25 protein-coding genes and 1 pseudogene are annotated in these 24,934 nt (G+C 58.2%); 13 read left to right on the forward strand and 13 right to left on the reverse strand.

Annotation, left to right across the window (positions count from 1 at the left end; all coding sequences use genetic code 11):
• Positions 1–4 precede the first annotated feature (4 nt).
• The 5 genes from mutM to GA830_RS07225 form a co-directional block, all read right to left on the reverse strand.
• On the reverse strand, positions 5–892 hold the full coding sequence (mutM, locus tag GA830_RS07205) for a bifunctional DNA-formamidopyrimidine glycosylase/DNA-(apurinic or apyrimidinic site) lyase (protein ID WP_195164372.1): 888 nt from the start codon (positions 890–892) through the stop codon (positions 5–7).
• Positions 885–2,129: a phosphopentomutase gene (locus tag GA830_RS07210; protein WP_195164373.1), complete on the reverse strand. Its 1,245-nt coding sequence runs from the start codon at positions 2,127–2,129 to the stop codon at positions 885–887. Before GA830_RS07210 ends, mutM begins: the two co-directional genes overlap by 8 nt.
• Positions 2,130–2,229: 100 nt before the next feature.
• Entirely contained in the window at positions 2,230–2,883 is a 654-nt protein-coding gene (locus GA830_RS07215; RefSeq protein WP_195164374.1) for a TadE/TadG family type IV pilus assembly protein, read from the reverse strand.
• Entirely contained in the window at positions 2,849–3,370 is a 522-nt protein-coding gene (locus GA830_RS07220) for a TadE/TadG family type IV pilus assembly protein (protein ID WP_258045585.1), read from the reverse strand. The genes GA830_RS07215 and GA830_RS07220 overlap by 35 nt, the downstream gene beginning before the upstream one ends.
• Positions 3,371–3,594: 224 nt before the next feature.
• Positions 3,595–3,987: a pilus assembly protein N-terminal domain-containing protein gene (locus tag GA830_RS07225; RefSeq protein ID WP_258045654.1), complete on the reverse strand. Its 393-nt coding sequence runs from the start codon at positions 3,985–3,987 to the stop codon at positions 3,595–3,597.
• Between the two features lie 317 nt (positions 3,988–4,304).
• Here GA830_RS07225 and GA830_RS07230 point away from each other — a divergent pair, with 317 nt between their 5' ends.
• From GA830_RS07230 to GA830_RS07270, 9 genes are all read left to right on the forward strand, one after another.
• Positions 4,305–4,484 (forward strand): Flp family type IVb pilin, encoded by a 180-nt coding sequence (locus GA830_RS07230; protein WP_195164377.1) that lies wholly within the window; start codon positions 4,305–4,307, stop codon positions 4,482–4,484.
• A gap of 123 nt (positions 4,485–4,607) precedes the next feature.
• Positions 4,608–5,126, forward strand: a complete 519-nt coding sequence (locus tag GA830_RS07235) for an A24 family peptidase (protein ID WP_195164378.1) — start codon at positions 4,608–4,610, stop codon at positions 5,124–5,126.
• A gap of 151 nt (positions 5,127–5,277) precedes the next feature.
• Complete coding sequence (gene cpaB, locus GA830_RS07240; RefSeq protein WP_195164379.1) at positions 5,278–6,096, forward strand: Flp pilus assembly protein CpaB; 819 nt, start codon at positions 5,278–5,280, stop codon at positions 6,094–6,096.
• Positions 6,093–7,649, forward strand: coding sequence for a type II and III secretion system protein family protein (locus GA830_RS07245; protein WP_374939299.1), 1,557 nt, complete (start codon positions 6,093–6,095; stop codon positions 7,647–7,649). Before cpaB ends, GA830_RS07245 begins: the two co-directional genes overlap by 4 nt.
• 14 nt (positions 7,650–7,663) lie before the next feature.
• The gene (locus GA830_RS07250; RefSeq protein WP_195164380.1) at positions 7,664–8,365 is read left to right on the forward strand and encodes a CpaD family pilus assembly protein; all 702 of its coding nucleotides are present in this window, start codon (positions 7,664–7,666) and stop codon (positions 8,363–8,365) included.
• Between the two features lie 27 nt (positions 8,366–8,392).
• Positions 8,393–9,676 (forward strand): AAA family ATPase, encoded by a 1,284-nt coding sequence (locus GA830_RS07255; protein WP_195164381.1) that lies wholly within the window; start codon positions 8,393–8,395, stop codon positions 9,674–9,676.
• Positions 9,677–9,699: 23 nt separating this feature from the next.
• Positions 9,700–11,205, forward strand: a complete 1,506-nt coding sequence (locus GA830_RS07260; RefSeq protein WP_195164382.1) for a CpaF family protein — start codon at positions 9,700–9,702, stop codon at positions 11,203–11,205.
• A gap of 13 nt (positions 11,206–11,218) precedes the next feature.
• Positions 11,219–12,232, forward strand: a complete 1,014-nt coding sequence (locus tag GA830_RS07265; protein ID WP_195164383.1) for a type II secretion system F family protein — start codon at positions 11,219–11,221, stop codon at positions 12,230–12,232.
• A gap of 4 nt (positions 12,233–12,236) precedes the next feature.
• Positions 12,237–13,226 (forward strand): type II secretion system F family protein, encoded by a 990-nt coding sequence (locus GA830_RS07270; protein ID WP_195164384.1) that lies wholly within the window; start codon positions 12,237–12,239, stop codon positions 13,224–13,226.
• Positions 13,227–13,278: 52 nt separating this feature from the next.
• Here the strand turns inward: GA830_RS07270 and GA830_RS07275 are convergent, their stop codons facing one another.
• Complete coding sequence (locus GA830_RS07275) at positions 13,279–14,079, reverse strand: tetratricopeptide repeat protein (protein ID WP_195164385.1); 801 nt, start codon at positions 14,077–14,079, stop codon at positions 13,279–13,281.
• Between the two features lie 138 nt (positions 14,080–14,217).
• Here GA830_RS07275 and GA830_RS07280 point away from each other — a divergent pair, with 138 nt between their 5' ends.
• The 3 genes from GA830_RS07280 to GA830_RS07290 all read left to right on the forward strand — a co-directional run bounded on the left by GA830_RS07280 (position 14,218) and on the right by GA830_RS07290 (position 16,902).
• Entirely contained in the window at positions 14,218–15,591 is a 1,374-nt protein-coding gene (locus GA830_RS07280; protein ID WP_195164386.1) for a leucyl aminopeptidase family protein, read from the forward strand.
• 103 nt (positions 15,592–15,694) lie between these two features.
• Positions 15,695–16,045 carry a MarR family transcriptional regulator gene (locus GA830_RS07285; RefSeq protein ID WP_195164387.1) on the forward strand — a complete coding sequence of 117 codons (351 nt, stop codon included), beginning with the start codon at positions 15,695–15,697 and terminating at the stop codon, positions 16,043–16,045.
• Positions 16,042–16,902 (forward strand): C40 family peptidase, encoded by an 861-nt coding sequence (locus GA830_RS07290; RefSeq protein ID WP_195164388.1) that lies wholly within the window; start codon positions 16,042–16,044, stop codon positions 16,900–16,902. Before GA830_RS07285 ends, GA830_RS07290 begins: the two co-directional genes overlap by 4 nt.
• A 4-nt stretch (positions 16,903–16,906) precedes the next feature.
• Here the strand turns inward: GA830_RS07290 and GA830_RS07295 are convergent, their stop codons facing one another.
• Entirely contained in the window at positions 16,907–17,848 is a 942-nt protein-coding gene (locus GA830_RS07295; RefSeq protein WP_195164389.1) for a 2-hydroxyacid dehydrogenase, read from the reverse strand.
• A gap of 290 nt (positions 17,849–18,138) precedes the next feature.
• Between GA830_RS07295 and GA830_RS07300 the strand changes: the two genes are divergently transcribed.
• The gene (locus GA830_RS07300) at positions 18,139–18,618 is read left to right on the forward strand and encodes a DUF2867 domain-containing protein (RefSeq protein ID WP_195164390.1); all 480 of its coding nucleotides are present in this window, start codon (positions 18,139–18,141) and stop codon (positions 18,616–18,618) included.
• Between the two features lie 81 nt (positions 18,619–18,699).
• Here the strand turns inward: GA830_RS07300 and GA830_RS07305 are convergent, their stop codons facing one another.
• The 6 genes and pseudogenes from GA830_RS07305 to GA830_RS07330 all read right to left on the reverse strand — a co-directional run bounded on the left by GA830_RS07305 (position 18,700) and on the right by GA830_RS07330 (position 24,913).
• Positions 18,700–20,328: an ABC transporter ATP-binding protein gene (locus tag GA830_RS07305; RefSeq protein ID WP_195164391.1), complete on the reverse strand. Its 1,629-nt coding sequence runs from the start codon at positions 20,326–20,328 to the stop codon at positions 18,700–18,702.
• Positions 20,325–20,471 (reverse strand): annotated as a pseudogene (locus tag GA830_RS07310) (type II toxin-antitoxin system VapC family toxin); the annotation flags it as partial. The gene GA830_RS07305 and the pseudogene GA830_RS07310, both read right to left, overlap by 4 nt.
• Positions 20,472–20,494: 23 nt before the next feature.
• Positions 20,495–20,737: a type II toxin-antitoxin system VapB family antitoxin gene (locus tag GA830_RS07315; RefSeq protein WP_195164392.1), complete on the reverse strand. Its 243-nt coding sequence runs from the start codon at positions 20,735–20,737 to the stop codon at positions 20,495–20,497.
• Between the two features lie 55 nt (positions 20,738–20,792).
• Positions 20,793–21,953: an ABC transporter permease gene (locus GA830_RS07320; protein WP_195164393.1), complete on the reverse strand. Its 1,161-nt coding sequence runs from the start codon at positions 21,951–21,953 to the stop codon at positions 20,793–20,795.
• Positions 21,953–23,044, reverse strand: a complete 1,092-nt coding sequence (locus tag GA830_RS07325; protein WP_195164394.1) for a microcin C ABC transporter permease YejB — start codon at positions 23,042–23,044, stop codon at positions 21,953–21,955. The genes GA830_RS07320 and GA830_RS07325 overlap by 1 nt, the downstream gene beginning before the upstream one ends.
• Before the next feature lie 36 nt (positions 23,045–23,080).
• On the reverse strand, positions 23,081–24,913 hold the full coding sequence (locus tag GA830_RS07330) for an extracellular solute-binding protein (RefSeq protein WP_195164395.1): 1,833 nt from the start codon (positions 24,911–24,913) through the stop codon (positions 23,081–23,083).
• Positions 24,914–24,934 lie beyond the last annotated feature (21 nt).

Raw genomic sequence — 24,934 nt, forward strand, 5'->3', positions numbered from 1 at the left:
TACCCTACCGCTGGCAGGTGGGGCAATAGAAAGTCGAGCGCCCGCTCTGGACGATACGCTGGACTGTGCCGCTGCACGTCGCGCGCGGACAGGGTGCTCCTTCCCGATCGTAGACGCTGAACCGGTGCTGGAAATATCCAAGCGATCCGTCGGTCTGGATGTGATCCCGCAATGACGAGCCACCGGCGGCGATGGCATCTGCGATCACGTCCCGGATTGCCTCGGCCAGACGTTCGGCCCGCACTCCCGGTCTGCCGGATCGGGGAGCAATGGACCCTGCCGCGCGAAGCGGCGAGAGCTGCGCCCGCCACAACGCCTCGGCGACATAGATGTTGCCGAGACCGGCGATGAGTGTCTGATCAAGCAGCGCGGCCTTCAGCGGCGCCTTCTTGTTGCGCAGCAGGTCTGCGAGCAACGCCCCGCTCAGCGTATTGCCGGTTGGCTCCACTCCCAGATGAGCCAACATAGGATGGGCATTCAGGTCACCGTCTTCCGCAAACAGCATGAAGCCAAACCGTCTCGGGTCATTAAAGACCACCCGCGCGGTGTCGTTCTGTTTACGCAGGGTGAACACCACATGATCATGAGCGGCGATTTTACCGCGCTCATGGTGAAAGGTGCCAGGAGCCAGATCGGTGTCAGCCTCCACGCGGAACGATCCCGACATTCCAAGGTGACAGATCAGAGAAGGTCCACCCTCGAGAGCGACTATGAGATATTTGGCGCGCCGGGAAAGAGCGGACACGGTGCGGCCAGCCAGCCTTTCGGCAAAATGGGGTGGAAACGGAAAGCGCAGATTGGGTCGCCGGACCTCGACTCTGGTGATCACGGCTCCCTCGAACACCGGTTGCAGCCCGCGGCGGACAGTCTCGACTTCGGGAAGCTCAGGCATCGGCTGCTATGGACGGGTAGAACGAGGTGCCATGCGGTCCGGCTGCCATGCCGAGATGCTCGGCAACGGTCTGGCCGATATCGGAAAATGTCGAGCGCAGGCCGATCGGGCCTCCCCGGTTGCCCTTGGCGATCCCGAAAATGGGAACGCGTTCTCTGGTATGCTCCGTGCCCGGCCAGGAAGGGTCGCACCCATGGTCGGCCGTGAGCAGGAAAAGATCACCCGGTTGAAGCAGCACAAGTGCCTCTGGAATTCGGCGGTCAAAGGCTTCAAGCGCTGCGGCATATCCTGCAACGTCGCGCCGGTGCCCGTAGAGAGAATCGAAATCGACAAAATTGGCGAACACCAGATCGCCATCGCCGGCATCTGCCATGGCGTCGAGTGCGGCGTCGAACAGCGCCATGTTACCCGCTCCCTTGCGTACTTCGGAAACACCGCGATGCGCAAAAATATCGCCGATCTTGCCGATGCCGATCACCCGGCTACCGCGCTCGGTCAGACGATCCAGAACTGTTGGCTCCGGCGGCGGCACGGAAAAGTCGCGTCGGTTTGCAGTACGCTCGAAATTTTCAGGGCTGTCGCCGACGAAAGGTCTGGCAATAACGCGGCCAATGTTCAGCGGATCGACCAGCCGTCGTGCGATGAGGCACAGTTCATAGAGGCGTTCCAGCCCGAAATGTTCTTCATGGGCAGCGATCTGCAGCACCGAATCGGCTGATGTATAGAGAATAGGCTTGCCGCTCGACATGTGCGCGCCTCCCAGTTCCGCAATGATCTCTGTCCCTGAAGCATGCCGGTTGCCGAGAATCCCCGGCAGGTTGGCGTCTTTAATGATAGCTTCGGTTAGAAAGTGGGGGAAAGTCGGGATGGTGTTGGGGAAGTAACCCCAGTCAAAAAGCACCGGCACACCGGCAATCTCCCAATGACCCGAGGGTGTGTCCTTGCCGCTCGAAATTTCATCGGAAGCGCCAAAGAAGGCAGAAGGCGCTAGCGGTGCAGGTGCGAGAAAACCGGCATCGAACGAGCACGCTCTATCCGCCGCTTGTTGAATGCCCAAGCTCGTCATGTTGGGGACGCAAAGCCGTCCGGCACGAACGCCTTCCCGGTCACAGCGACCGCTGGCGCAGGCGGCTGCGATATGCAGGAATGTGTTTGCGCCTTCATCGCGAAAGTGTTGGGCGTCGGCAGCGCCACCAACGCCGAAGGAATCAAGAACGAAGACAAAAGCGCGTTTCATGGGTTCCGTTCGATGCGCACACCGGGCTGAACTACAGCCTTAAGAGCCATTGCCGGCAATGGCAATTCGTTTGCTCAATGAGGCACCTTGAACCAGATTGCTACGAATAGCAGTCTGTGCAGAGGATGTTGACGCTGATGCGAGGACGCATGAAGTAGGTCTCCTTCATCTCATAGGAAGGCCGAGACCCACCAAGTCCTGCACGGTCATTGGTCGTACTGCTGAAAGTGATAGCTGGTTTGTAGCTGAGGTTGCTTTCGACCCGGATCAGGAATGCCCCAGGCGTACGAAGCTTTTCCGGGAGTGTCTCCGGCGATCCTACAGCCGCTCCGGGAGAATATGAGTTGCTGCCTGATACTTTATACGCCCATGCAACCGTTGGCTTTGCAGCCGCATCATTGCTCACGGTTATCGCGGTGATCGTAACCGCAGGATCCGAGCGATTGTAGGGCTGGATAATAGATCTGCCGATGGTCAGAATGCCCTGCAACTCCGACTTTTTCATCGTGTTTTCCTGAGCGACAAGGTCGCCAATGGTGCTGCCGGCGCGGCCAACTTTTCGGCTCGTGTCGACACCGAGGGCCAGCTCCCAAGTCACCAGGCACATCCCGATAAGGAGCGGAGCGACCATCGCAAATTCGATCGCTGCTACCCCCCGATGATCAGACTTTATCTTTCCGATAAATGTTGAAATCGATCTGAACATAGCCCCCGCCACGTTAAAACGGTTCATTTTGCCAGGTTGCAGATGCATAGAGCAGCATCTTGCTTCCTTTCATTGTGGACAGGCTTTTCTGCATCAGATTTGATATGATCGGCCAACCATAAAGTACCCGCAGCGTACTTTTGTCAGCGCCTTTGCCGACTTCAAAACCCACTGCCGCTAAATCGATTTCTTGCTCCCGACCGCTCCCTTTCAAAGGTGCTTTTATCTGGGCGAGTTCTGCAAATGTCGATCGAAGCCGCAAATCAACTGCCAGACCAGGACACCCCTTGGTCACCATCATCTCCAGTTGAACGCAGATTTTATCGCGTAGTGATGACTGGGTGAGATTGGCCGAGGTCAACTGACCGGTGCGTATCTGGCGGGCCACGTCGTCGGTTGCGTTTGCCATCAGTTGTTGGGCAGCAAAGGAAATCCCGGTTTCGAGAATGGCAAACAGCAGCATCAAAAAGGGCAGAGCCAGTATGCCGAATTCGATGGCGGTTGAGCCATGCTCATCACGGCTAAAGCGCGACATAAGCCACGGGCGCCGCCTTTCAGCGCGCTGCCGTGTCCAACTATGCCTGTTTATAATCCACATTTGTCACCAAGCCCATGCGATACGGAAATGACACTATCCCACATCCGTTTCGTTCCGGTTTGATTGATCCGTAAAAGACCCGGCTAATCCTTTACTGGTGCATAACCATCACGGGCGAACAACCAACAACCAAACCGGAAAGCTGATCAGGCTAGAGCAAGCTACTGGGCGATTTCGGCGTCGGATTGCCGCTCCGCTTCGCTTTTATAAGACCCCTCGCAGTAAGGCGTGCACGAGAGAGTCTGAACATTGGCGCGACGATAGACCCGCACGGATCCTGCAGCCTGCCGCACGACAGAAATTTGTGCATCGACAATGGGTGTGCCGTCGCGATCAAGAGCGACCATATTGGTAATGCCGAAACCTTTGCCGGTCAGCACGATAGTATTGGCGTCCTGGACGGACGCGTCGGCGATCTCGGGGTTGCCGATGATAATAGTGTCGGCTGCCCGCCCAAGCTTCACGATACGCGCCTGGTTCATAACGACTTCGATCCCCGGCTCCGCGTTGACCAGGTTCACTCCGCCCAGCACTGACAGTGCGGTCAGAAACATCAATTGAAAGCGGCTGCCCATTCGCGTCACCCATTTCATCCCGTAGAATTTGTAGGAAAATGAACGATATTGGTGAACCAAGCGTTAAGTTGGCCAAGTGAAACCAAGGCTCATCCCGATGGTTTCCAGTGAGTATTATAAAGGACGGCGCAAACGCCTCGCGGAAATGCTCCGATTTTTCGTGAAATAAGAAAGAATTCGGTAAGGCTGTTTCTTAAGCGGAATGAAAGAGCTGCCGCATATTGTGAGCCTATCCGATCGATGCATGCAAAACAGTCGACGGTTAGCTGTTAACACGAAAGAGTAGGAGCTCTCGCATGACTAAGTTTTTCGCACGTTTCCGCAAAGACGAATCCGGCGCGACTGCCATTGAATATGGTCTCATCGCTGCCCTTATCGCACTTGCCATTATGGTTGGTGCCGGCCTTATTGGTGATCAGTTGAAGCTTACCTTCGACAAGATCGCGACCGCACTCACAGGTGCCAACGCCAAGTAATTCCAGTTCAACTCGGATCGAAAAGGTCGCCTCCGGGCGGCCTTTTTCGTTTCTGGCATGGAAATTCATCCTTGTTTAAAGCCGAATGCGTAAAACTAGGGCATCTCCAATGTCGGGTCGATCATGCTCACGATAGCGATTTTTCTCATTTTCCCTTTGTGCATGGCTTACGCCGCGGCGACAGACATCCTGTCCATGACGATTGCCAATCTCGTGTCAATTGTCCTTCTGGCAACGTTCCTCCTGGTCGCTCCCTTTACAGGAGCGGAATGGTCGGTTCTGGCCTTGCATCTGGGCGCGGGTGCCATTCTGCTGATAGCAGGCATGGCACTTTTCGCATTCGGGGTGATGGGGGGCGGAGACGTCAAGTTGCTTGCATCCACAGCAGTCTGGATCGGCCTTAACCTGCAACTGGTCGAATACCTCGTCAACTCAGCCGTGTTGGGTGGAATTCTCACGGTCGCCATCATCATCTACAGAAAGTCACCATTCGCTGGTCGCTACGCCAACAACACGTTTCTCCGGCATTTCGGCGATGAAAGTGCAGGAGTTCCCTACGGCATCGCGTTGGCAATAGGTGGTTTGATCGCCTACCCTGACACAGTGTTGGGCGCATGGATGATAGAGCGCCTGCAGTTCTAGGGGTTACAGCGCGCCGCGCCGCCTTGTGTTCGATACAACCTGCGTAAACCCAAAATTAATCACGAATATAAGCATTGCATTAACCGTAATTTGACGATTGACGCTGCAATCTCCTGCACGGGCTAGGGTTGGTTCGGAGCAGGGAACCGTTATGGCGGCATCACGACTTATCATTTTGAGCTTTGCAGTGGCTGCAGCCGGCGGTGCCGGTTACATCGCCAAGAATATGGCAGCGGCCCCACAGCCCGCATCAATCGTCATTCCAGACAAGCCGGCGCTTGCGCTGACCGAAGTTCTTGTCGTCTCGGGCGATATCCCGATGGGTGCAACGGTGGATGGCCAATTGAGCTGGCAGGCGTGGCCCGCAGACACAGTAAGCGAAGGCTTCATCACGCGCGATGCGGACGCCGAAGCAATCGAAAAACTCAAGGGATCCATCGCCCGCGTAGCTATGTACAAGGGTGAACCGCTGCGCAATGCCAAGCTCATCGGAGCAGGACAGAGTTTCATGTCGTCGATTCTCCCATCCGGGATGAGAGCGGTGGCGACGCGCATTGCCGCCGACACATCCGCAGGTGGCTTTATCCTTCCCAACGATTATGTCGACGTCATCATGACGCGGCGCTCGCAGTCGGTCACCGCCGGCAGCAGCGGCGAAAGCTTCATCACAGAAACCATCTTGAAGAATATCCGGGTTTTGGCCGTCGATCAGGCGATCCAGGAAGATGAAGAAGGCGGCAAGGTAAAAGTCGGCGAGACCGCCACACTGGAGCTGACTCCGCAGCAATCCGAGATCATCACGGTCGCCCAGCAGATGGCAGATCGCCTGACATTAGCGCTGCGCCCGATTGCTGACGCTCAGGAAACGCCTGCCAGCGACGGCGACTACCTTGTGTCAGGCAATGGTCGCCGCGGCACAGTTCGATTGATCAAATCCGGCGAAGTTTCAGAAGTGGGAGCACGGAAATGAAACCCACGATGAGCAAGATACTGCCATCACGGCAAACGCTGATAGGCCGCTTGCCCGTAGCATTGGCCATGGTCGGCTTCCTGGCGGTTCCATCCGGAATATTCACAGCCGGCAGTGCAGAGGCGGGCACCACGAAGATCAGCAAGTCAAGCGGCGCACAGCGCGTCAAGCTTGGATTGAACAAGTCGGTGGTCATCGACCTTCCTGCGGACGCCTATGATATCCTCGTCGCCAATCCGAGTGTTGCCGACGCGGTGACGCGCTCGGCACGTCGCATCTACCTATTTGGCAAGCAGGTCGGCGAAACCAACATTTTTGTGTTCGGTCCTAATGGCGAGCAAATTGCAAACCTCGATCTGGCTATCGAACGCGATGTTGCCGGCCTCGAAGACTATCTCGGGCGATTCATCCCTGGATCGGACATCAAGGTTGAGCTGCTGAACGACAACGTGGTTCTGACTGGCACCGTCGACACACCGCTTGATGCTTCCCGCGCGGTCCAGCTGGCAAAGGCGTTTGTCACCGGTGGCGAGGCCACGACTGGCCAGTACGCGCAGACTGCTGCAGGTGGCTCGTCCAACGGCGGAGTTGATATCAACAACCCCGATCAGGACCGCCAACAGAGCGCGATCATCAACATGATCAAGATCATCGGCGAAGATCAGGTGACGCTAAAAGTTACAATCGCCGAGATCAGCCGAAATGTTATGAAGCAGCTCAATGTGGGGATGCTCGCAAACGGCTCCAGCAACGGCATCAGCTGGGGAGCCATCAGCGAAAATCTCGGACCTCTGAATCCGAAGATCGCTACTTCAGGTGTGAACCTCGCGACGTCCGCCCTGTCGGGCTATCTTCAGGCGATGGAACAGTCGGGCGTCATGAAAACGTTGGCTGAACCCACCTTGACGGCTGTGTCCGGTGAAAAGGCGACGTTCCGCGTCGGCGGTGAATTCAACCTGCTGCAGGAAGCGTCTCCTCCTTCCAAAGGCGAGAATGGCGCCGAGGAGCCAGGTGGATATAAATACGCCAAGATCGAATACGGCATTGGCCTCGAGTTTCAGCCGGTCGTTCTGTCTCCGGGCCGCATCAGCCTTAAAGTTCGGACGCAGGTTTCCGAACCGACAAACGAATCGCCCGGAACCGGCTCGACCGGCAAGGGCGGCGCTGTGATGTTGCCGTCGATCCGCAGGCGTCTGGCCGACACCACGGTCGAGCTGCCATCAGGCGGGTCGATGATGATCGCTGGTCTCGTTCGGGACGATATACGCCAGGTCATCAGTGGGTATCCTGGCCTATCTAAAATCCCCGTCCTGGGAACGCTTTTCCGCAGCCGCGACTTTGTCCGCAACGAAACCGAGCTCGTCATCATCGTCACGCCATATCTCTCCCGGCCCGTGGCGCGCAATGAACTGGCCAAGCCCGATGATAATTTCAACGCGGCAAGCGACGGTGCCGGGATGTTCCTCGGCCGCGTCAACCGCGTCTACGGCACGATGCAGACCAACAAACCAAACGGCCGCTACCACGGGGTAGTCGGCTACATCTACAAGTGACCGAGGGTGTGGGCATGTCCGATACGATGAAATCCTCAGCCGGCAGAACTGCTCGCTCCGCCTCGCTTCTGGCAATCTTTGCAGTGGTCCTGCTCGCAGGCTGCGCAAAGCGCGACAGCATCACGGTGGGTTCGGTTCCCGACGACTACCGCACCAACCATCCGATAGTGATTGCCGAGAAAGAAGAAACGCTGGACCTGCCAGTTGGCATCAGCGATCGCGGCATGACCAAGCCGCAGCAGGTGTCGCTGGAAGGCTTCTTGGCCAACTACGACCGTTCAGCTGCCCCGGTACTACGAATTCTGGTGCCCGAAGGGTCCGCCAATGCCTCCGCAGCGTCCCATGCTGCGGGCGACTTCGCACGGTTCGCCAAACAAACTGGCGTACCCGCCTCGCGGGTTGCCATCCTGTCTTATCAGGGCGGCTCGGCGGACACATCGGCTCCAATTCGCGTCGCTTTCTCGGCCATGCGCGCGCAGACAGGCAAATGCGGTCGCTGGCCCGAAGACATCGCTAACACCGAAGAAAACAAGCACTACGCCAATTTTGGCTGTTCCTATCAGAACAATCTGGCAGCCCAGATAGCCAACCCGGCCGATCTCCTTGGCCCCCGCAAACCAAGTCCTATCGATGCAGGGCGTCGGGGTGTCGCCATCGATGGGTACCGCAACGCGCCGTACTACCACGCGGTGCCGGCGCAGGAAGTTGAGTATTAAGATGCCGCCGAAGTCGAGGGAATTCACATGAGCAATCTGGCTTACGAACCCGGCACAGGTGACCAGGAATGGTCGAACACGGACATCGCGCAAATGAGCGCGCTGCGGCCGATTCCACGGATATCGATCCAGGCCTTCTGCGAAACCGAAAGCGTCGCCAATCCGATCGAACGGGCAGGCGAAGACCGGCGCATGTCCAAGGCGCATCTCAAGGTGCACATGGGCGGGTTGGCAACCGCGATCGAATTCTACCAAAGCGCGCCGACACCAAATCTGATAATTCTGGAATCGAGGGCGGAGCCGAAAGAACTCCTTGAATCACTCGGCCAGTTGGCGGAATTCTGCGACCCCACCACAAAGGTGGTGGTAATCGGCCACTACAATGACGTCTGGCTCTACCGGGAGCTCATCCGCTCTGGCATTTCCGAATATGTCGTAGCCCCAATGTCGATGGCTGACATCGTGGGTGTCATCGCTACGATTTTCGTCGATCCCGAAGCTGCACCGATTGGCCGTTCGGTCGCCTTTATAGGTGCCAAAGGCGGGGTAGGGTCCTCGACGATAGCGCATAATCTGGCCTGGAGTATGTCGACCTTGTTCGGCTCCGAAGTGCTGGTGGCCGATATGGACCTGCCGTTTGGCACCGCTAATATCAATTTCGATCAGGACCCAGCCCAGGGTATCGCTGAGGCCGTTTTCGCGCCGGAGCGAATAGATGAAGTCTATCTCGACCGGCTGCTCGCTCAGTGTTCGACCCAGTTGTCCCTGCTGGCAGCGCCTTCCACACTGGAACGCGTCTATGATTTCGAGCCCGATGCGTTCGCCCATCTGATCGACACTGCACAGCGCAGTGTTCCGCTTCTGGTGCTCGATGTTCCCCATGCATGGAATGGATGGACCAAGAACACGCTGACCCGTGCGGATGAGATTGTCATCACGGCGACGCCCGAACTTGCCAACCTTCGCAACACCAAGAACCTCGTCGACATGCTGCGCAAGCTTCGGCCCAATGACACCCCGCCAAAGCTGGTCATCAATCAGGTAGGCATTCCGAAGCGACCGGAAATTTCCGCCACCGATTTCGCAGAACCTCTTGGTATTGAACCGATGGCGATCATCCCCTTTGACCCGCAATTGTTTGGCAATGCCTCCAATAACGGACGCATGATCGGTGAAATGGATGGCAAACACGCTGTCGTTCAGATGTTCAACGACATAGCGCATGTGCTGACCGGCCGCAGTGAGACCAAGACCAAGAAGAAATCAGGTCTTGGAGATCTCTTGGGCAGGCTCAATCGCAAAAAGAAATGACTGGACGCGGGCGGTAATTGAGCATGTTTGGCAAACGAGGCAACGACAGCCGGTCGACCCCGGAATTTCGACCGGCAACGCCTGCTGTGCCGACTGGCAACAGCGACGTAGCGGTAGAAACAGCACTAGCTCCAAAAGCGCCGGTCGCGACACCACAGGCATCCTCACCCCCGGCAGCGGCTCGCAAACCGGTGGCCTCACCGCCCCCGTTGGCGCCACAGCCGCGGTCGTCGCAGCGTGAACGCAGCGAGAGCTATTACGATACCAAATCGCAGGTGTTTTCGGCCCTGATCGACACGATCGATCTGTCGCAACTTGCCAAGCTCGCTCCCGACAATGCCCGCGAAGAAATCCGCGACATCGTCAATGATATTGTAGCCATCAAGAATTTTGCCATGACCATCGCCGAGCAGGAAGAACTGCTCGAGGATATCTGCAATGATGTTCTGGGTTACGGGCCGCTGGAGCCGCTGCTCGCCCGTGACGACATCGCCGACATCATGGTCAACGGCTCGCGGCATGTCTTTATCGAAGTCAACGGCAAGGTCGAGCCGACCGGTATCCGCTTTCGAGACAATCAGCAATTGCTCAATGTCTGCCAGCGCATCGTCAGCCAGGTCGGCCGTCGCGTCGATGAATCGAGCCCAATCTGCGATGCCCGACTGCCGGATGGATCTCGTGTTAACGTCATCGCCCCACCGCTTGCCATCGACGGTACGGCGCTCACTATTCGAAAATTCAAGAAGGACAAACTCACTCTCGATCAACTGGTGAGGTTTGGGGCGATATCGCCGGAAGGTGCCGAAGTTCTCAAGATCATCAGCCGCGTTCGCTGCAACATTGTCATTTCCGGTGGTACCGGCTCGGGCAAAACGACCCTGCTGAACTGCCTGACCAACTACATTGATCGTGACGAACGCGTTATCACCTGTGAGGATTCGGCCGAGTTGCAACTGCAACAGCCGCATGTCGTGCGCCTTGAAACCCGCCCGCCAAACCTTGAGGGCGAAGGCGAGATAACCATGCGCGATCTCGTCAAAAATTGCCTGCGTATGCGTCCCGAACGCATCATCGTCGGCGAAGTGCGCGGACCTGAAGTGTTCGATCTGCTGCAGGCAATGAACACCGGCCATGACGGTTCGATGGGCACCATCCACTCCAACTCGCCGCGCGAATGTCTGAACCGTATTGAATCGATGATCGCGATGGGCGGTTTCACCCTGCCTCAGAAGACCGTGCGTGAGATTGTCGTGGGCTCAGTCGACGTCATCATCCAGGCTGCCCGCCTGCGCGATGGCTCGCGCCGCATCACCCACATCACCGAAGTGATCGGCATGGAAGGCGACGTCGTCATCACGCAGGATCTTGTGTTGTACAACATCAAGGGCGAGGACGCGGGCGGCAAGCTTATTGGCGAGCATGTCTCTACCGGCATAGCCCGGCCGAAGTTCTGGGACCGTGCCCGATACTATGGTGAAGAGCAGCGGCTGGCCGCAGCGCTCGAAGCCATGGAGAAGAGCGCCGATTAGGCAGGGGATCCAGATGTTTGGCATCGACGCTTCAACATTAGCTTTTATTCTCCTGGCCGGAGGCAGCGCAGGCGCTGTTGCCTATGCATTTCTGTTCCAGTCGATGGCGCATGAAAAGCAGGCAGGCAAGCGGCTCGCAACAGTAAGGCGGTCCGACACGGAACGTGCCAACGTAAAGGCATCGCGAGACAAGGTTGCTGAAGTGGCCAAACGCCGAAAAGGTGTTGAAGACACGCTGAAGGAACTGGACAACAAGCAAAAGGCGAAAGACCGCAATATTAAGAAGCCGCCGCTCCGCATCCAATTGCGTCAGGCAGGAATGCGCACGACAGTCAGAAGATTTTATATCTACTCTGCTATTTCCGGACTGGTGGTGACGTTTCTGGCCTTCGTGTTCGGGGCGCCGCTGATCGTCCTTCCAGGCGCATTGCTCGCAGGATCGGTAGGACTTCCACGCTGGGTCATCAGCTTTTGGCGGGGCCGCCGCGTCAAAGCATTTCTGGAAGAATTCCCCAACGCACTCGATGTGATCATCCGGGCGGTGAAGTCGGGTCTTCCACTAAACGACGGTATCAAGCTGATCTCTACCGATTCAGCCGAACCCGTCCGTTCAGAATTCCGGCGGATCGTCGAGGCACAGCAAGTGGGCATGTCGATACCGGAAGCCGCGATGCGAATGGGTGAAACCATGCCTTGTCCGGAAGCCGGATTTTTCGGCATCGTTATCCAGATTCAACAACAGGCAGGCGGCAATCTTGCTGAAGCCTTGGGCAACCTTTCGCGTGTTTTGCGCGACCGCAAGAAGATGAAGGCCAAGATACAGGCGCTCTCCATGGAGGCCAAGGCCTCCGCCGCCATTATCGGCGCGTTACCATTCCTGGTCGGCTTCCTAGTCTTCCTCACAAGTCCCGCATACATCATGCCCCTGTTCACCACGAGCACGGGAAACATGATCCTAGGCTGTTCGCTTGTCTGGATGTCGATGGGCATCATGGTGATGCGCAAGATGATGAATTTCGAGGTCTAGCACCATGTCCGATCAGGTCGTTAAAGCTTTTATCGATCCGGCATTCCTGATCGCGCTTCTGGTAGCGATTGCGGTGTTTGCTACCGTTTTCACGGTCATTCCCGCCTTCTCTGGCGATCCCATGAAGGCGCGTATGAAGGCCGTGGCTCTTGAGCGCGATGAGCTTCGCGCCAAACAGCGGGCAAGACTTGCGGCCGAGTCCGATCGTCGGCGCAAGGGATTGCGCGAAGAACAGTCCATCGGAATGCGCGCAATCGTCGACCGCCTTGATTTGCGTCGGGCGCTGGTTGATGAGGGCACGCTGACCAAGCTGAAGACCGCTGGCTTTCGCGGTCAAAACCCCCTCACGCGCTTCCTGTTTTTCAGGCTTGTTTTGCCGTTTGCCGGCCTTGCGCTTGCCGCCGTCATGATTTTCGGTTTGGGTTATATTCCTGACCAGCCGATCTATGTGAAGGGTCTGGTTTGCGTCTTTGCCGCGTATGGCGGTTTTTACGCGCCGATAGTTTTCGTCAACAACCGTGCTGCGAAACGCAAGAAGTCGATCCAGCGTGCATGGCCAGACGCACTGGACCTGCTTCTGATCTGCGTGGAAAGCGGCATGTCGGTCGAAGCCGCATTCCGTCGCGTATCAGAGGAAATTGGCATGCAGTCGGTCGAGCTTGCAGAAGAGCTGGTCCTGACAAACGCCGAACTTTCATTCCTGCAGGACCGTAAGGTAGCTTACGACAATCTGGCTGGCCGTACCGGTCTGGACACCGTCAAATCGGTAGCCCAGGCGTTGGTTCAGGCCGAGCGCTACGGTACGCCGGTCGCTCAGGCGCTGCGAGTGCTCGCGCAGGAAAGCCGTGAAATGCGTATGAACGAGGCAGAAAAAAAGGCTGCTGCTCTGCCGCCCAAGCTCACCGTGCCGATGATTCTTTTCTTCCTGCCTGTGCTATTTGCGGTCATTCTTGGCCCGGCCATTATGCAGGCGCTCGCGCTGCAGAGCGGTTGATCCGGTCGAGCATCCAAAACGTGAAGGTAGAGCGCTGCAGGCAGCGAAAAAACTAAGGCGTTTTCTTTTCGTCTGCTTTGATCTGGCTCCAGGCATTCTGCTGGGCCAGCATCGTGCGCAGATAGGCGACATTGGCTTGCGCCTGGTCTGGCGAGAGTTCCTGAGAGGCGATCTGTTCGGCCTCCTGGAAGCGGCCCTGAAGACCCACCACCAGCGCAAGGTTTTGCCGCACCCGGCTGTCGGCGCCAGGCGTCTGGGCCGCGGTACGCATGTAGGTTTCAGCGGTTTTGAGGTCGCCCTCGAGAACATAGGACATGCCGAGGTTCGACGTGACCGATGGTTCATTTGGCTTGAGATCGAGTGCCTTCCGGTACAGTGTCCGCGCGCCTCGCGTATCACCCATCTGATCGAGAATGGCACCTTCGGCCGAGAACAGTTTCCAGTCGGGATATTCAGGCGTCTGCGCGCGGCGAACGGCATCCAGAGCCGGTTGCAGTTGGCCAGATGCAGCAAGCGCCTTGCCATAGGCGGCAAGCACGTCGCGGTCGGTTGGCAGGGCAATGGCAAGCTTACGCATCACAGCCAGTGACTGGTCAGTCTTGCCTTCCATTTGCAGCACATTACCATAGCGGAGCGCTGTGGCCTTGTCGTTTGGATTCTTGGAATAAGCTTGGCCAACGGAGTCTGCCGCGCTGCTGAGCTGGCCAGCAGACATATTCGCATAATTGCGGTCTGCACTGCGCGAGACTGATCCCGTGGTCATCTTGTCGCGTGCGCAACCCGACAGGATTGTGGTCGCGAGCACCGCTGCCGACAAGAGGAGGAGTTTTGAATTGTTGTGGCGATTGGTCATATCGGCGCCGGGCCTCCATATCCCGTACGGGTCCTTTTGAAGGAGCCGTCTACCCATCCGAAGAAATAATCTGTTAACCCTAACCAATGGTTAAGAAGCGATTCCTGACCGCCAACCAAGTATGGATAGAGCGTCCACATGCCCGTCACTTTCGTCGAAGCCAAATCCGAAAATGCACTGCCCATCCATCTAGTCGGCGAAGAAGGTCTTGAGCGATCGGGTCTGGCCCCCGCACATTTGGCATGGGCGGAGGCGAACGGCTTTTTAGGTCAGGCTGAGCGGGTAGTTGTTCTTCCAGGTGAGGGCGGCCAAATCGCCGGGGCGGTGCTTGGAACGGGCAATGGACGTGATCCCTTCGCGCTCCTGCAAACAGGTGCGCTGGCAACAAAACTCCCCGCCGGCGACTGGTATTTTGCAAACCCTCCAGCAGATCCCGATCATGCCGCAATAGGTCTGGCGTTGGGCGGCTACAGTTTCACCCGCTACGGTCGCAAACAGTCGCCAATGCTTTCTCTGGTCGTTCCGCAAGGAGCTGATCGCGCCCGCATCGCACGCACGGTGGATGGCGTTTACCTCGCCCGCGATCTGATCAACACGCCGGCCAGCGATATGGGTCCCGATGCGCTCGAAGCCGCCGTTCGGTCGCTTGCCGCCAATCATGGCGCCGATGTCTCGGTCATTCTGGGCGATGAGCTTCTGGCCAAGAATTTCCCAATGATCCACGCGGTCGGTCGTGCCGCGGAACAGGCACCGCGACTGATTGATCTTTCCTGGGGCCAACAGGGCGCGCCAAAGGTTACGCTGGTCGGCAAGGGTGTCTGCTTCGACACTGGCGGTCTCGACATCAAGCCGGCCAGTGGCATGCTGTTGATGAAAAAGGACATGGGCGGCGCGGCCAACGTGCTCGGGCTGGCATCCATGATTATGGCTGCCCGATTGCCGGTGCGCCTTAGGGTTCTCATCCCGGCGGTTGAGAATGCTATCGCGGGCAATGCGTTTCGCCCTGGCGACGTGCTTCAAAGCCGCAAGGGCATCACCGTCGAGATCGGCAACACCGATGCCGAGGGTCGCCTCGTTCTCGCCGACGCCCTGTCGCTTGCCGACGAAGAAACCCCACAGATGCTGATCGATATGGCTACCCTGACGGGTGCTGCCCGCGTGGCGCTTGGTCCCGACCTGCCACCGTTCTACACCGATGATGATGCCTTCGCCGATGAGCTTGCGTCGCTTTCCCGCGCTGTCGCCGATCCGGTGTGGCGCATGCCGCTGTGGAAACCCTACAGTGCAAAACTGTTCTCGCGCATTGCTGATATGAATAACGTGACCAGCGATGGCTTTGCCGGATCGGTCACCGCCGCCTTGTTCCTCAAGCGCTTTGTCGAAAAAGCACAGACCTGGGCCCATTTCGACGTTTTCGGATGGAGCCCGGTCGACAGGCCGCACTGTCCGATCGGTGGCGAAGCGCAGGCCATTCGCGCGCTCGACCGTCTGTTGGCCCAGCGCTACGCTTGAGCCTGGGTCGCCGGACTGAGGGAAGCCGAGATTCTTTTTCTGGAGTTGCGAGAGCCAGCCAGATATAACGGAACCGAAACATTTTTCGGGGATGCTTAGGCCTATGGTGGTTCATATGCGTCCAAGCCAGGCCCTGCGGCTGTGGCAGCAGGTAGCTTTGGAAGGCGTGCGCAGCGATGCGCCAGACCTGACGATGCGCCAGATATCGATCCTGCTGTCGATTTACCTTGATCCGCCGCCCCACACGGTGCGTGCGCTTGCGGCTCGGCTTGGTGTGACCAAGCCGGTGATTACACGTGCGCTGGACACAATGGGTGCACTGAAATTCGTCTCGCGCCACCGCGACGAACGCGACAAGCGAAATGTGCTGATCAAGCGGACGCTCGAAGGGGCTTTGTTCGTGGAGCGCTTTGGCGATATCATCATCGCAAAAGGCGGAGAACTGCCCCTATGACCCTGCATGACAAAAGGCTGCATGCATTTCGAGACGATCTTGCCGACGAAAGGCTTCGCGGTTCGGTTGCCGCCAGCAAGTTCGTTGCCGGCCGTCCGGCGCGTATCGGCACAGCAGTAGCAGATTTGCGCCGCGCGCCCCGCCCCGATGCCGGGCTGGATACGCAACTTCTGTGTGGCGAGGACGTGATTATCTTCGAGGAAACCGAAGGCTGGGCGTGGGTGCAGGCAGTCCGCGACGGTTATGTGGGCTATGTCGCGGATAAAGCGCTGGGGGCATCGACAGGCGCGACCAGCCACATCGTGCATGTGCCCAGAACCTTCATTTATCCAGGTCCGGACATGAAACTGCCACGCACAGGCCATCTGTCGATCGGATCGCGCGTCGCAATAGCCGGCGAGGCTGAAACGCGTGGCACGCGCTTTGGCCTGCTGCCGTCAGGTGAGGCGGTCGTCCTGTCGCATCTCCGGTCTGTCGGGGAGCAAAACAGCGATTTCGTGTCGGTCGCGGAAACGCTTTTGAACACACCCTATCTTTGGGGTGGCGTCACCGGCTTCGGCATTGATTGCTCGGGTCTGGTTCAACTCTCGATGCACATGGCTGGCCACGCTGTGCTGCGCGACACCGACATGCAGTCCACGACCATCGGAACGCCGATCGATCCCGGCACGAACTACGAACACCTAAAGCGTGGCGATCTTGTCTTCTGGCAGGGCCACGTGGCAATCCTGACGGACGCCGAAAATATCCTTCACGCCAGCGGCCATTCCATGCAGGTCTCGCGTGAACCCTTGCGGGACGCAGTGGAGCGGATTTCTTACCTGTACAAACTGCCCACCGGCTTCCGCAGGCTATAAGCGCTCAGTAGCCAGCCTGTCGGTCCACAAGGTTGTAGAGCGGCTCACCACGCTCAAAAGCGTCCATCTGTGCCAGCATGGGCCCCACCAGATGCGTGGGATCTGAGGTGGCGGCCGCATGCGGGGTCACAAACACCTTTGGATGGTTCCACAGCGGGCTGGTCTCCGGAAGCGGTTCGGTCTGGAACACGTCGAGGCTGGCTTCCTTCAGCGTGCCATCGTCAAGCGCGCGGGCGATATCGGCATCCCTTTGCAGCTTGCCACGCCCGGCATTGATGAGCACCGCGCCACCCAGCCGGTTGTCTCGGCGGAGTTTGCCCAGAAGATCGTAGTTGACGAGCCCCTCCGTATCGGGGGTTAGCGGCAGCAGCACCACCAAAATATCCGTGGCGTTGAGAAACGGGGTGAGCCCCGCCTCACCATGAAAAGCGGTGACCCCCGCCATATCAGTTGACCTCCGCGTCCAGCCATTCACTGTGAATCCAAGGCCAAGCAGCGCTTTTGCGGCCGTGCGGCCTAGTTGTCCAAGCCCCATGATGCCGACGCTGACGTCGCTTGCCACGCTCTGCATAGGTTCGTGCCATAGCTTGCGCGTCTGTTGCGCGCGCAACAGCGCACCTTGGCGGTGGTGGTCCATCACCCGCCACATGACGTATTCGCTCATATGTTGAGACAGATTGGGATCGACCACGCGCACGATTGGCACATCTGGAACATTGGGGTCCTGAAACAAATGATCGACCCCGGCTCCGATGGAAAAAATGGCGCGCAAGTTGGGAAGACCGGCAAGCAGGTTTGGCCGCTGCTTCCACACCACGGCATAGGTGATGGAAGGATCGCCGTCGCCCTCGGGTTCCAGGATGACTTCGCGATCTTTGGAGAGCAAATCGTACCAGCGCTGCGGGTGAAACCCAGTGACTGAAAGCAGAACTCGACCCTTGTCCACCGGAACTCCTACGCAAAAAATATTCAGCAAGCCTGCCGCGAGCCGAATGAATCGCATGCCCGCTCCCTCCAATCGTGCACGCCGTGACTGGTAGTGTAAAGCATGAAGGCAAGCCTCCGGCGTGCGAACTGATATCGGCTGCGGCCAGCATTCCAGCCTTTTGCCTGCCAGCACAATAAGCGAGGGTCGCCATCTTGCAGGCTGCGCGCTTTCGCCAGCTTGAAGGAAGCCGCCGACAATGCTCATCTCGGTGCGTTGGCACAGTAGGCTGGCGGGCTCGGAGGCGGACGATGACGGTTTCGGTAGACACGGTGCCGGTGCGACTGCCCGATCCGGCGCTCGAAGGCGCGGACTGGGCGGATGCCTATACGGCGGAGACCGCGCGGCCGTTCGATACCGCCCGCCTCGCAGCAGAAGCCATGGTTCGCGCATTTCCTGCCTGGACGAAGCCGCTCCTATTACTGCGCAATCTTGTTGTCCTGCCGCTCGGATTGAAAGGCGCAAACCGATTGCCGAGGCGCGACATGGTCGGCATTTTCCCGGTCGTCTCTGAGACGCCGGCGCGCTTCGTCGGAGGCTTCGATGACCGCCATCTTGATTTCCGCGTGATCGTCGACCTCTCGCCGGCCGGTCCGGAGCGCCAGCGGATCAAATTGACGACGATGATCCGCCGGCACAATATCGCCGGCCGCGTCTATCTTGCTGCTGTAATGCCATTCCACCGCGCTATCATCCGCAGCGCACTCAAGAGGCTGATGGCGAGCGCCTAGACGGGTCTCACGGCAGGGCGCTGAGCGGTGATTTATCCGGCACAAGCCAGGCACGTTTCGCGACGCAGCCCGAACCGCTTCCTACTGGGAGATCTCCTGCGCGTCAGAGGTTTCGAGCCGGAACGCAGCCGACATCAGCGCTTTGGTGTAGTCGGTTTGCGGATTGTCAAAAATCTGATCCGACGGGCCATATTCCACGATCTGGCCGTTGCGCATGACGATGACATCATTGGCCAACGCCCGGATCACCCGCAAATCGTGGCTGATGAACAGGTATGCCAGGTTATGTTTCGCCTGCAGGCTGCGCAGCAAGTCGACCACCTGCGCCTGCACACTCATGTCGAGCGCCGAAGTCGGCTCATCCAGCATGACAAAGCGCGGCTTCAAAACCATGGCACGCGCAATCGCGACGCGCTGGCGCTGCCCGCCCGAAAACTCGTGCGGATAGCGGTGCCGGGTCTGCGGATCGAGGCCCACTTCCTGAAGCACATCCACCACCCGTTCGTCGCGCTCGCCTGCGGTCAGCGCGGGTTCATGGATGGTGAGGCCCTCGGCAACGATTTCGGCAATCGACATGCGCGGGCTCAGCGACCCGAACGGGTCCTGAAACACGATCTGCAGTTCGCGCCTCAGCGGCCGCATCTCATTGAACGAAAGGCTGTCGATGTCGCGTCCGGCGAAATGAATGCGGCCTTCTGATGAAATCATCCGCGCCAGTGCAAGCCCGAGCGTCGTCTTACCCGAACCGCTTTCGCCCACCACGCCAAGGGTCTGCCCAACCTTTACCGTGACGTCGATGCCATCAACGGCCTTCACATGATCAACCGTCTTGCGAAAGAACCCCTGCTTGATCGGGAACCATACCTTGATGTCATTGCCGCGCATGACAGTCTCGGCATTCGCGTCGGATTTTGGCGGCGCGCCTTTAGGCTCGGCAGCGAGAAGATGCCGGGTATATTCGTGCTGCGGATTGGCAAAAATTTCTGCGGTGGGGCCGGTTTCGACAATCTTGCCGCCGGTCATTACGCAGACCCGGTCTGCAATCTTGCGCACGATGCCAAGGTCATGGGTGATGAACAGCATCGACATGCCGTTCTTGGTCTTGAGTTCGCCAAGTAGTTCCAGAATCTGTGCCTGAACGGTGACGTCGAGCGCGGTGGTCGGTTCATCGGCAATCAAGAGCTGAGGCTCGTTTGCAAGCGCCATAGCAATCATCACGCGCTGGCGCTGTCCGCCCGACAGTTGGTGCGGATAGGCATCAAGCCGCTTTTCGGGATCGCGGATGCCGACTTCGTTCAACAGCTCGATAGTGCGTTTGCGAGCCGCCGCATCGCGCATGCCCCGGTGCAGCGCGAGCACCTCGCCGATCTGCTTTTCGATTGTGTGGAGCGGGTTGAGCGACGTCATCGGCTCCTGGAAGATCATCGTCACGTCATTGCCGCGTACCTTGCGCAGATCGTTCTCGCTGGCCGCCATGAGATCAATGCCGTTAAACAGGATCTGCCCGGTAGGATGGCTGGCCGTCGGATAGGGCAACAGCTTAAGCACCGAAAGCGCGGACACCGATTTGCCCGACCCGCTCTCCCCCACCAGCGCGACAGTCTCGCCCTTGGAGATGTCGAAGGATATGCGATCGACAGCCAGGCTCTCCTTGCCCCCTTGCGCAAAGGCGACCGAAAGTTCGCGCACGGAAAGAAGGGGCTTACTCACAGGACGGCCTCGATATCGGTATGAATGAAGTCTGAGCCCTTGAAGAGCAGGGGCTCGCCACGGGCCTTGGCCAACGCATAGGCAAAGCAGTCACCTGGATTGAGGCGCGCTTCGTGCTTCCCCTTGCCAAACAGCAAGACCGCCAGAATTGCAGAGGCGTCAACGATCATTTGGGCAGGCCAAATTCATCGTAGAGGAAGCCGTGGTCGCTGGTCATGCCCGCAGGGGGCGCAGGTAGCCGCGCCAAGATTTTTCTCAGCTGTCGCTTACGCTCCGCAACATCGCGCTGTTTGTGTAGTCGTTCCAGCCGTTCTTCAAGCGCAGTCTGGATTGCAGCAGTCATGGTTTCGCCGGTTGTGGCAGCGACTTCCCGCGCCAACTTCTCGACCGCCGCATTTTTTATGTTCATGCCCATTGCCTGATCCACGGTAGAAATCTGGCGGAATTATACCATAGCGCTCCACTCATTTGAACGTCTTGCGCGGATCAAAGGCATCGCGTGTCGCCTCGCCAATGAAGATCAGCAGCGACAGCATGATCGACAGCGTGAAGAAGCCGGTCATGGCGAGCCAGGGCGCATTGAGGTTGCGCTGACCCTGCTTCAGCAGTTCGCCGAGCGAGGCAGCGCCCGGAGGCAGGCCGAAACCCAGAAAATCAAGTGCCGTCAATGTCGAGATCGACCCGTTGAGGATGAACGGCAGGAAGGTCAGCGTCGCCACCATGGCATTGGGCAACAGATGGCGCACCATGATCGTGCGGTTGGGCACGCCGAGCGCGCGCGCCGCATTCACATATTCGAAATTGCGTGCCCTTAAAAATTCGGCCCTCACCACGCCCACCAGCGCGACCCAGGAAAAAGCCAGCATGATGCCGAGCAGCACGAAGAAGCCCGGCGGCAAGACGGCTGAGATGATGAGGATTAGGTAGAGGACTGGGATGGCCGACCAGATCTCGATGAAGCGCTGGAACAGAAGGTCCGTCCAGCCGCCAAAATAGCCCTGGACAGCGCCCGCAACAACGCCGATCACCGTCGAGGCAGCAGTGAGGATGAGCCCGAACAGCACCGAGACGCGGAACCCGTAAATGACGCGGGCCAAAACATCGCGGGCCTGGTCGTCGGTACCAAGCCAGTTCCAGTTGCCGAGATTGCAGTTGCTGTCGGCCACCCCTTCGGCATAGCGCACGCAGCGCTCGTCCTTGCTGTACAGCCATGACGGCTTGGCGGGTGCGGCGTCCGGGATCTCATTGTTGGTGGTGCGATATGAATAGCGGATCGGCGGCCAGATGGCCCAGCCGTTTTCAGCAACGGCATCCTGCACGATTGGCATGCGAAAATCGGCGACTGGCAAAAAGCCCTCATCGCCAAGGAACGTCGCCTCGTCATAATCGGTGAAGATTGGGGCGTAGAACTCGCCCTTGAAGTGCACCAGAAGCGGCCTGTCATTGGCCAGGAATTCTGCGCCGAGCGACAGCACGAATAGCACCATGAAAATCCACAACGACCAATAGCCGCGGCGGTTTGCCTTAAAGTTCTCCCAGCGCCGCTGGTTGATTGGCGAAAGGCGCGGTTGTTTGGTGACTGTACGCGCGGCCTCGGTTGCGGCTGCCATCTGGAGATCCGGCATCAGACGTCCCGCCGTTCGAAATCAATGCGCGGATCGATCCAGGTGTAGACCAGATCAGAAACCAGGCTGACCACCAGACCCATCAGCGAGAAGATGAACAATGTCGCAAACACCACAGGATAGTCACGGTCGAGGATCGATTTGTAGCTGAGCAGTCCCAGCCCATCGAGCGAGAAGATATTCTCGATCAAGAGCGACCCCGTGAAGAAGGCGGAGATGAACGCTGCGGGAAAGCCGGCAATGACGATCAGCATGGCATTGCGGAACACGTGGCCGTAAAGCACCCGCCGCTCAGACAGCCCCTTGGCGCGCGCGGTGACGACATATTGCTTGCGGATTTCATCAAGGAAAGAATTCTTCGTCAACAGCGTGGTGGTGGCGAAGGCCGAAAGCACCATCGCGGTCAGCGGCAAAGCAAGGTGCCAGAAGTAGTCGAGGATCTTGGAATACCACGGCAACTGACTGAAATTGTCCGATACCAGACCGCGCAGCGGAAACCAGTCATAAAACGAACCGCCGGCAAAAAGCACCATCAGCATGATCGCAAACAGAAAACCCGGAATGGCGTAACCGACGATGACAATGCCGCTCGTCCACACATCGAACGATGAGCCATCGCTGACAGCTTTGCGGATGCCGAGCGGGATGGAGATCAGGTACGAAAGAAGCGTGATCCACAGTCCGATTGATATCGAAACAGGCATTTTTTCCAGGATTAGGTCGAGCACAGAGATTTTACGGAAAAAGCTCTCGCCAAAATCAAAGCGCGCGTAATCCCAGATCATGCCGAAAAACCGCTCCAGCGGCGGTTTGTCGAAACCGAACTGCTTTTCCAGTTTGGCGATGAATTCGGGGTCCAGCCCCTGCGCGCCGCGATATTGGGTGCCGCCGCCTGAGTCGAACGCACTACCTCCGGCGGTATCTCCACCACCACCGGACAGCGCATCCCCGCCACCGGGGTTCTGCAGTTTTGAAATGATCTGCTCAACAGGTCCGCCAGGTGCAAACTGGATGACGGCAAACGAAACAGCCATGATGCCGAACAATGTCGGGATCATCAAAAGCACACGCCGGAGAATATAGGCACCCATCAGCCGTGTCGCTCCACGCCTGCGGTTTTGCCCTGCTCAACCTTTGCCAATCGCCTGCGCCCTGTCTTTGTCAAACCACCACAACACTTCCACCGGAAAGCCGAAATCGGGCTTGGTTTCGGGAAACCCGAACATGTCCCAATAGGCGGCCCGGTGATTCGCCAGATAGTATGTTGGAATCCAGTCGAGCCGTGCGCGCAAGACCCGGTCGAGTGCGCGGACGGTAGTGACGAGTTCCTCGCGGCTTTTTGCCTTGCCAGCAGCCTCGATCAGCCCATCCACCGCAGCACTTTTCATGCCTGGATAGTTGCGTGCCCCGGGCCGATCTGCTGAACGCGAGGAATAGAGAAGCTCCAGCCCGTCAACGGTCGGGGTCGCGCCGATCAGGAACGCGAACAGCACCATGTCGAAATCATAATCGCTCATCCGCTGTTCATATTGGGTCGATTCTACCTGGCGGATGAAGGCATCGATGCCGATCGCCTTCATGTTTTCCACCCACGGCGTGAACAGCCGCACGATTCCGTCGCCCTCGGCCAGCACCTCGATACGCAGTTTTTCGCCCTTGGCGTCAACGACCGACGAGCCGGCCCGCGCCCAGCCGGCTTCACTTAAAAGCCTTGACGCCTCGCCAAGCATCTTCCGGTCGCGGCCTGATCCATCCGAAACCGCTTGTTCGATGGCCGGGCCGAAAGCCTCTGGCGGCACCTTGTCGCGCAACGGCTCCAGCAGCGCCAGTTCCTCCGGCGAGGGCAGGCCGACTGCCTTGAAATCGGAGCGCTCGAAGGTCGATTGAGAACGGTCATAAGCCCCGAAGAACAGTGTGCGCCGCACCCATTGAAAATCGAAGCATAGCGCGACTGCCCTGCGCACCCTTGCATCCCGAAACTGCGGCCGCCGCTGGTTCAAAGCGACGGCCTGCATCGATGGTGTCTGCTCGCCGGGAAACTCGCGCTTGATTACGCGGCCGTCCTTTAGCGCCGGAAAGTCGTATCCAGTAGCCCAGACGCTTGCTGTATGCTCCTCGCGGAAATGCGTGTTGCCCTTCTTGAAAGCTTCGAAGGCGGCCTGCCGGTCACGGTAGAAATCCAGCCGGATGCGGTCGAAATTATACATGCCACGATTGACCGGCAGGTCGCGCCCCCAATAGTCGTCTACCCGGTGGTACTCGACCCACTGCCCGGCGGAGACAGCTCCCACTTTGTAGGGACCTGAACCAAGCGGCGGCGTCATCGTCGAGGCGGAGAAATCATGCTGGCTGTAATAGGCCTTCGAAACGATCGGCATCGCCACGATGCTGAGCACATTAAGCGCAGACTGTTTGCCGTCGAATTTCAACTCTACCGAATGCGCATCACGCGCCACCACGTCGGTCAACCAGCGGAGCGTTTCAGTCAGCTGCGGATGCCCCTTCTCGCGAAAGGTTTTCAGCGAAAACACCACATCTTCGGCGGTGAGCGGTGAACCATCGTGAAACCGCGCCTCGGGCCGGAGCGTGAAGACGAAGCTGTTGCGATCATCAGAGATCGTCACATCTCGGGCCAATTGGCCATACATCGCGTCCGGTTCATCCAGCGCGCTCACCATCAGGCTGTCGAAGCAATATTCCATGCGTGGAGGCGAGTCGCCCTCCAACACCAGATAGTTCAGCGTGTTAAAGGTCAGAAAGCTTTGGTTGAGCTGCGCGGTTGGCGGGGCAAAATTCATCTGCCCGCCCTTCGGTGCAGAAGGGTTCACATAGTCGAAATGTGGAAAATCAGGGCCGTATTTTAGCTCGCCGAAGGCTGATAGCCCATGCAGCGGCACCCCTGTGGGACTTGCCGCAAATGCCGGCAGCATCGGCGCCAGCGTTGCCGCAGCGCCCAACATGAGAAAATCCCGGCGTCCGAG

It is taken from the genome of Mesorhizobium sp. NBSH29 (genome assembly GCF_015500055.1).
Taxonomy (GTDB): Bacteria; Pseudomonadota; Alphaproteobacteria; order Rhizobiales; family Rhizobiaceae; genus Neomesorhizobium.